The following is a 6613-nucleotide window of genomic DNA, read 5'->3' on the forward strand; positions in this document are numbered from 1 at the left end:
GTATACACACTTTCCAGGCGTGCTCCTTCAGCCACTCGGACACCTCACCAAATTTTGGTCTGTGGTTTAACGTGTTCAGCCAACACAGTATTCGCTACGCTGTTGCGCTGGAACGGGGCGTAATTTAGGGGAAAGCCCCGCCCGCGTCAACGGCTTTTTTCACCTGGCGAACCGTTCGAACACTTAATGCACAGATTCCGGTGCAACCTGGATTTCCGGCAGGTTGAGGAAGCCGGAACGTTCGCATTCAGCAACCAGTTCGTGGGTGGCAGCGATGGTGCTTTGCACGAACAGCAGGAACTGCTCGACGCTGAGTCCGGCCTTGGTAAAGACGGTGTGGCCGACCACCAGCCGCGGCAGGTTGTCATCGATGATATCGAGGAACACCTTGAGGGAGGGGTACTGCATATTGAGTCGGCCCAGTTCGGCAACCAGCGGCAGCATTGCGGAGGGGCGCACTTCCAGCTCGGAGGAGAACAGCAGGCCTTCCTCTTCCACGAAGATCCGGCTCTCCTGAATACCATCGACCGACTGCAAAGAGACAATGTGGATACCGTGACACTGGTCGCAGACATAGTGCTCGATACGAGCCTGTTGCAACCAACGCATTATCATTTCGGAGCTGGGGATATTCATCATTTCCACGACAAGATTGGGATCAAGGGGCGCAGTCTAAACCAATTTGCTATCAACAAAAAGCACGCCAACCCGATAACCCTGCGGCTCGCTTCTTTTTGGCAAGCGCTATGCATATACTCAGCCAAATCCACGATGACGCTTGCCCCACAGGGGGCCCCATGACTATCCAAGAAAAGTATCGCCTTCATCTGAAATCACTCTCGGATGAGCTGCTCACCCTGCAAAAACCCATCCGCATTCTGGATGCCATCAAATGGCCACGCCATCTGCAGGATCGCTTTCTGGCAAGCGGTGGCAGGGAGCTGCCCGCTATCGACAGGCACTTCTATGATGCCCTCCCCCTCGGCTTCGATCCGCGCAACAAGTATCTGGAGCTCAAGGAGCTGCGGGACCGGATCCGCAGAAAACTGGGGCCACAGGACGATCTTGGCCGGATCCTGCAAGAGACGGTCGATCAGTACATGGTGGTGATCGAGATGCTGCGCCAGCGCGGCCAACCCGATTTTCAGCGTTACAGCCAGCTGCTTTATGGCTCTGCCAGCGATCACCTGCGTGGGGATCGCAAGACCCTCAAGGAGCTGGGCGCCCGCCTGTGCGATATCTTCTCCCTGCCCGGCGCGCGCCATCTGGTGCGCCCCTACCCCAAGGAGTTCGAAGGAGAAGCCGCGGTCGTCAAACTGCAGGGCAAGCTGTCGAGCTACTTCAGTGACGGCACTGTGCAGGTGAAGCTGAGCGATGGCATCGTCTCCGATGCCGCGGCTGGTGGCGACTACATCAAGCTCAACTCCCACGCCCGTTTCTCCGAGCTGGACTTGCAGGTGCTGGAGGTACACGAGGGGTGGGTCCATGTCGGCACCACCCTCAACGGTCGCCAGCAGCCCTATGCCACCTGGCTGAGCGCCGGTTCACCGCGGATCACCGCCTGTCAGGAGGGGTTGGCCGTCCTGATAGAGACCCTCACCTTCAGCTCCTTTCCGGATCGGGCCAAGCGCATCTCCGATCGGGTGATGGCCATCGACATGGCCGAGCGCGGCGCCGATTTTATCGAGGTGTTTCAGCATTTCGTGCAGCAGGGCACCAGCGAGCACGACGCCTACAAGATCACTCAGCGGGTCTTTCGTGGCGGCATGGTGGGCGGCGGTGCCTGCTTTACCAAGGATCTCTCCTACGTGCGTGGCTATGTGGAGACGGTCAACTTTATCCGCAGCGCCGTGCTGGAAGGGGTACCCGAGATCCTGCCGATGCTGTTTGTCGGCAAGGTGACGCTGGATGATATTCCGGTGCTCTATCAGCACTATCTGGAGGGGCTGATTGCCGCCCCCCGCTACCTGCCGCCGATGTTTCGCGATCTCACCGGCCTCTACGTTTGGTTCGGTTTTGCCTCCGGCATGTCACTGGTCGATATCGGTCGGGTACAGCATCATTTTCGCCAGCTGTTTCAACGCCTGCCGGTGGCCGACCCCATCATCGCACCGGTGGATATCGAGATTGACTGAACCGCAGAGAAGCAAGCAGGAAAAGAAAAAGGGCGCCAGATTGGCGCCCTTCTCGACGATTCAAATATCGCAGCCGACTTACTTGTAGGCCCGACCTTCCAGATAGTGTTTGCGACAGAGTGACACATAGCGATCGTTGCCGCCGATCTCCACCTGTTCGCCATCACGCATCACCTGACCCGCTTCGTTGACCCGGGAATTCATGTGAGCCTTGTTGCCACACCAGCAGATACTCTTCAGCTCTTCAAACTTGTCGGCCAGACAGAGCAGATGGTAGGAACCGGGGAACAGCTCGCCGCGAAAATCGGTCTTGAGGCCATAGGCCATCACCGGAATATCCTGCTCATCGACGATGCGGGCCAGCTGGTAGACCTGCTCACGGGTCAGGAACTGGGCCTCGTCCACGATAAAAACATCGATATGTTTCTTCGCATGGCGCTCTTTCACCATTTCAAACAGATCGCAGCTGTCGCTGAACACGTCCACCTTCAGTTCAAGGCCAACCCGGGCACTGATCACCCCGACCCCGAAACGGTCATCGATGGCTGGCGTCATCGCCAGAGGATGCATGCCCCGCTCCAGATAGTTGAAGTGCGCCTGAATGAGCTGGGTGGATTTGCCTGAATTCATGGTGGCAAATTTGTAGTGCAGTGAAGCCATGATACTGTTCCGAAACTGAATTTATGGGGCGCATGCTAACCAAAGCCCCTGACAAAACCAAGGGGCCCGCGGGCCCCTTGCTCTATAAATGTTATGCGGCTGCCAGCACTGGCCGCGCTTTGGCCTTTTTCAGGTGATAGCTGGTAAAGAGCACGAACCAGAGGGCACTGACACTGAAACCGGCCAGGCTGGAGTGCATCAAGCCCATCGCCAGGTAACCCATGGCCGCGCCGAAGGCGATGGCCAGCGCATAAGGCAGCTGGGTCATCACGTGATCGATGTGATGGCAACCGGCACCGGTGGCAGAGAGGATGCTGGTGCTGGAGATGGGTGAGCTGTGATCCCCGAACACCGAGCCAGCCAGTACCGCCGCCAGCATCGGCAGCATCAGGCTGATGTCGCTGGCGGCGGCCATGTCACCGGCCAGCGGCAGCATGATACCGAAGGTACCCCAACTGGTACCGGTAGCAAACGCCATGGCACAGGAGAGGATAAAGACCACGGCAGGTAGCACTTCGATCGGCAGGTTGCCGTTAGCCAGCGAAGCCAGGTACTTGCCGGTCTCCACGTCGCGCACCACGGCACCTATGGTCCAGGCAAACAGCAGGATGTTGATGGCTGGCAGCATGGCCATGACGCCTTGCGGAGCGGCCTTGATCCAGTTCTTGGCACCCAGCTTCAGGCGCATCGCCAGACCGATGGAGACCACCAGACTGCACAGGGCACCGTAGACCAGCGAAGAGCCGACGTTGGTATTTTCGAACGAGCCGAGCACGCTGAACGGCAGCCCTTTCTCGCTCAGCACCGCAGCACCGGAATCGATCATAAAATAGATGGTGGCGGCGGTCAGGGTCAGGATCGGCAGTACCATGTCGATCATGCCGCCGTTGCTCTCCTCCGGGCTCTCCATATCCAGACCGATGGGGCGGCCCTTGGACTCATCCCACAGCTTGCCTTCCAGCGCCCACGCTTCGTGTTGACGCATCGGGCCGATGTCGAGTTGGAATGCAATCACCACCAGCACCATGATCAGGGTGAAGACGGCGTAGAGGTTCATCGGGATCATCTCGACAAACGCCGCGATGGGGCTCTGCTCGGTCAGACCGTGGGCCGCCATGATGCCGCCCACCAGGGCGATGATATAGGCGCCCCAGGAGGAGATGGGCATCAGCACGCAGACCGGCGCCGCGGTGGAGTCCAGCAGATAGGCCAATTTGGCACGGGAGATCTGGAAGCGGTCGGTCACCGGACGGCAGATGGCCCCCACCGACAGGCTGTGGAAGAAGTCATCGATAAAGAAGGCAAACACCATCATGCCAGTCAGGGCTTTGGCGCCCTTGCGGGTCTTGGCACGTCGCTCGGCCCACTCGGCAAAGGCACGGGTCGCCCCGGAGACGCTCATCAGGCTGATGAGGCCACCCAGCAGCAGCATAAACAGGATCATGTTGGCGTTGTCACGATTGAGCGCACCATCGACCCAGAAGATCTTGAGCACGGTATTCAACATGTAATGCAGGGATTCGAGGGGTGAAAACTGATTGAGCAGCAAACTGCCGGTGACGATGCCCACACCAAGGGACAGCAGCACGCGGCGGGTCATGATAGCCAGCGCGACAGCCAACAGGGGGGGAAGAACGGACCAACCGGAGTCGGCGAAATGACTAATGTCCATGATCTCTTTGCACCTAAAGATTACAGGTGGAGATCTACCGAGAGGATCTAAAGAAACAAAACCTATGGGGAGGTCATACTCCTCAGCCCCTTCAGGTAGCGCTCCATAGTGGATGACTATGGCAGTCCTGCACCTATTAGATGCAGAACCAGCAGCCCGGTATGATGGCCTGGCCACTTCGGCGCTGACTCCTTTCCTTGTGCATCACAGGCATCACCCTCCGCACAAATACTCATAGGCAGCGCGCCTCTACTTAAAGGTATTCGCCTCACATTTTATCGAGATGGCAGCTTATAGCAAGTTTTTTGATTAAATAGTCACGATAAACATATCAAGGTCGGAAAATGGTAGTCAAATGATGCAACAACGCCAGCTTTGACGCTATTTTCACCTACTGCGGCTTCATTGGCATCCAATCACCAAGCCTATTGCAGGCCATATTAAATATCTGTATTGATGTTCCCCACGGATATTATATTTAACCCGGCTTGACTTATTTAAATCACCAAGCAAGAATCTGCTGGAACATAATATTTTTCTCTGACTCGACGTGGTAACTCCTATGAATGAATTTTTAAAGGTACTGCTTAATATCCGCAGTCTGCGTGCGACCTGCCGCGAGCTTTCTCTGGAACAACTGGAAGAGGCACTGGAAAAACTCTCTACTATCGTTACTGAACGTCAGCAGGATGAAGCTGCCGAGCGTCAGGCCCGTGAAGAGCATCTGCGGAAAATTAACGAATATAGCGAAATGCTTAAAGCCGCCGGTATTGATCCGGCAGAATTGGTAAGCGCTGTCGCCACCAACCCCGGCAAATCAGAAAAAGCCAAGCGGGCGCCACGTCCTGCCAAATATCGCTATCAGGATAATGGCGTAGAGAAAACCTGGACCGGCCTGGGCCGTATGCCTTCGGCTATTGCCAGCGCAGTGGCAGCAGGCAAATCACTGGAAGACTTTGCTATCTGATCTCAATCTCGTTGCTAATAAAAAACCTCGCCAAGGCGAGGTTTTTTATTGCCGCTTAAATGTGACATATCAGATAGCCGATTGCGGGCGATCTGCTGCCTTGACCCACAGCACTTCACGATCCCCTGCTACGCAGATGAGATAGCGGGCAACGGTAAAGAACCAGTCACTCATCCGGTTCAGATAGGGCAGCACCTCGGGATTGACCCGCTCTTCCCGGCTCAATGTCAGCAGCAAGCGCTCGCAATGACGCACCAGAGTACGCACCACATGCGCTTGCGCCGCGGCACGGGAACCACCGGGCAATATAAATTGGCGCAGCGGCGGCAATGGCTCACTATAACGATCTATCTGCTGTTCAAGGCGAGTGGTCCAGGCGGCATTAACTTGCCAAATTGATTCATTCTGGGCGTCGCTGGAGAATGCCAACTCGCCCCCCAGATCAAACAACTCCTGTTGCAACAGCTGTAAATCAGCCAATAAGCCGACCTCTTGCGATGGGACGTCACAAATCAACAAACCAATATGGGAGTTGAGCTCATCGATATAACCGTAGGTCTCGACCCGCAAATGATCCTTGGGCAATGGGATACCATCGGCCAGCCGGGTCATGCCCTTGTCGCCCTGCCTCGTATATATTCTCATACCGACATCCTGTTAATAATGGGAATAATCATGGACTCGAGTCCATTGAGTTTGATTTCGTAAGCCAACGCCAGCGTCTGGCCCAATTTACCCGCCGGAAAACCGCTGCGCGCCATCCACACCAGATAGGGCTCGGGAATATCGATGATACGTCGCCCCTGATATTTACCGTAAGGCATCTTGTTGGTCAGAGTCAGCAGCACCTGTTCGTCGGATAGCCAATCCATATTAATCGATATCCAGATATTTATGAGTCTGGATAGAGAGCCGCCAGTTACGCGCGATACAGGTATCCATCGCCAATTGGGTGGCCCTGGGCTTCTGGCTGATCGGCTGCAAGGCAATGACCACATCAGGGCACAGGGTAGCAGTAGCGAGCAGCGCATCCAGCTCTTCAATATGGTGCTCGGTGGCCACCGGATGCTTGATCTCGTTGGCCCGTTCCAGCGCCGAGACCAGCACAGGCAGCCCCCCTTTCATGCCAATTTTGGGGGAGACGGTCACCCAGGTCTGCTCATGGGTCTTGATCTCGCT

The 6613-nt window shown here is 56.2% G+C and carries 7 protein-coding genes, 1 pseudogene and 1 riboswitch; of the genes and pseudogenes, 2 read left to right on the top strand and 6 right to left on the bottom strand.

Translation table 11 applies throughout. The features are described from left to right. Nucleotides 1–183: 183 nt before the first annotated feature. The gene (locus AACS18_RS03530; RefSeq protein WP_005337119.1) at nt 184–639 is read right to left on the bottom strand and encodes a YbjN domain-containing protein; all 456 of its coding nucleotides are present in this window, start codon (nt 637–639) and stop codon (nt 184–186) included. A 158-nt stretch (nt 640–797) separates the two neighbouring features. On the opposite strand from AACS18_RS03530, the gene AACS18_RS03535 reads away from it, so the two are divergent. Beyond that, nucleotides 798–2135, top strand: a complete 1338-nt coding sequence (locus AACS18_RS03535; protein ID WP_108613707.1) for a flavohemoglobin expression-modulating QEGLA motif protein — start codon at nt 798–800, stop codon at nt 2133–2135. Between the two features lie 78 nt (nt 2136–2213). Here AACS18_RS03535 and AACS18_RS03540 read toward each other — a convergent pair whose 3' ends face one another. Both AACS18_RS03540 and AACS18_RS03545 read right to left on the bottom strand, forming a co-directional pair. Continuing rightward, nucleotides 2214–2795 (bottom strand): thymidine kinase, encoded by a 582-nt coding sequence (locus AACS18_RS03540; protein ID WP_005337121.1) that lies wholly within the window; start codon nt 2793–2795, stop codon nt 2214–2216. Between the two features lie 91 nt (nt 2796–2886). Beyond that, nucleotides 2887–4467 carry a Na+/H+ antiporter NhaC family protein gene (locus AACS18_RS03545; RefSeq protein WP_108613708.1) on the bottom strand — a complete coding sequence of 527 codons (1581 nt, stop codon included), beginning with the start codon at nt 4465–4467 and terminating at the stop codon, nt 2887–2889. 88 nt (nt 4468–4555) lie between these two features. Next, nucleotides 4556–4727: riboswitch (Lysine riboswitch) on the bottom strand. Between the two features lie 302 nt (nt 4728–5029). Here AACS18_RS03545 and AACS18_RS03550 point away from each other — a divergent pair. Beyond that, complete coding sequence (locus tag AACS18_RS03550; RefSeq protein WP_108613709.1) at nt 5030–5434, top strand: H-NS family histone-like protein; 405 nt, start codon at nt 5030–5032, stop codon at nt 5432–5434. A gap of 69 nt (nt 5435–5503) precedes the next feature. Here the strand turns inward: AACS18_RS03550 and AACS18_RS03555 are convergent, their stop codons facing one another. From AACS18_RS03555 to AACS18_RS03565, 3 genes and pseudogenes are all read right to left on the bottom strand, one after another. Beyond that, entirely contained in the window at nt 5504–6079 is a 576-nt protein-coding gene (locus AACS18_RS03555; RefSeq protein ID WP_100646101.1) for a cob(I)yrinic acid a,c-diamide adenosyltransferase, read from the bottom strand. After that, nucleotides 6076–6306 (bottom strand): DUF3820 family protein, encoded by a 231-nt coding sequence (locus AACS18_RS03560; RefSeq protein ID WP_005337126.1) that lies wholly within the window; start codon nt 6304–6306, stop codon nt 6076–6078. Before AACS18_RS03560 ends, AACS18_RS03555 begins: the two co-directional genes overlap by 4 nt. Nucleotide 6307: 1 nt before the next feature. Then, nucleotides 6308–6613 (bottom strand): annotated as a pseudogene (locus tag AACS18_RS03565) (7-carboxy-7-deazaguanine synthase QueE); the annotation flags it as partial.

Origin of the sequence: Aeromonas sp. HMWF015 (genome assembly GCF_963878965.1) — a bacterium.
Taxonomy (GTDB): Bacteria; Pseudomonadota; Gammaproteobacteria; order Enterobacterales; family Aeromonadaceae; genus Aeromonas; species Aeromonas veronii.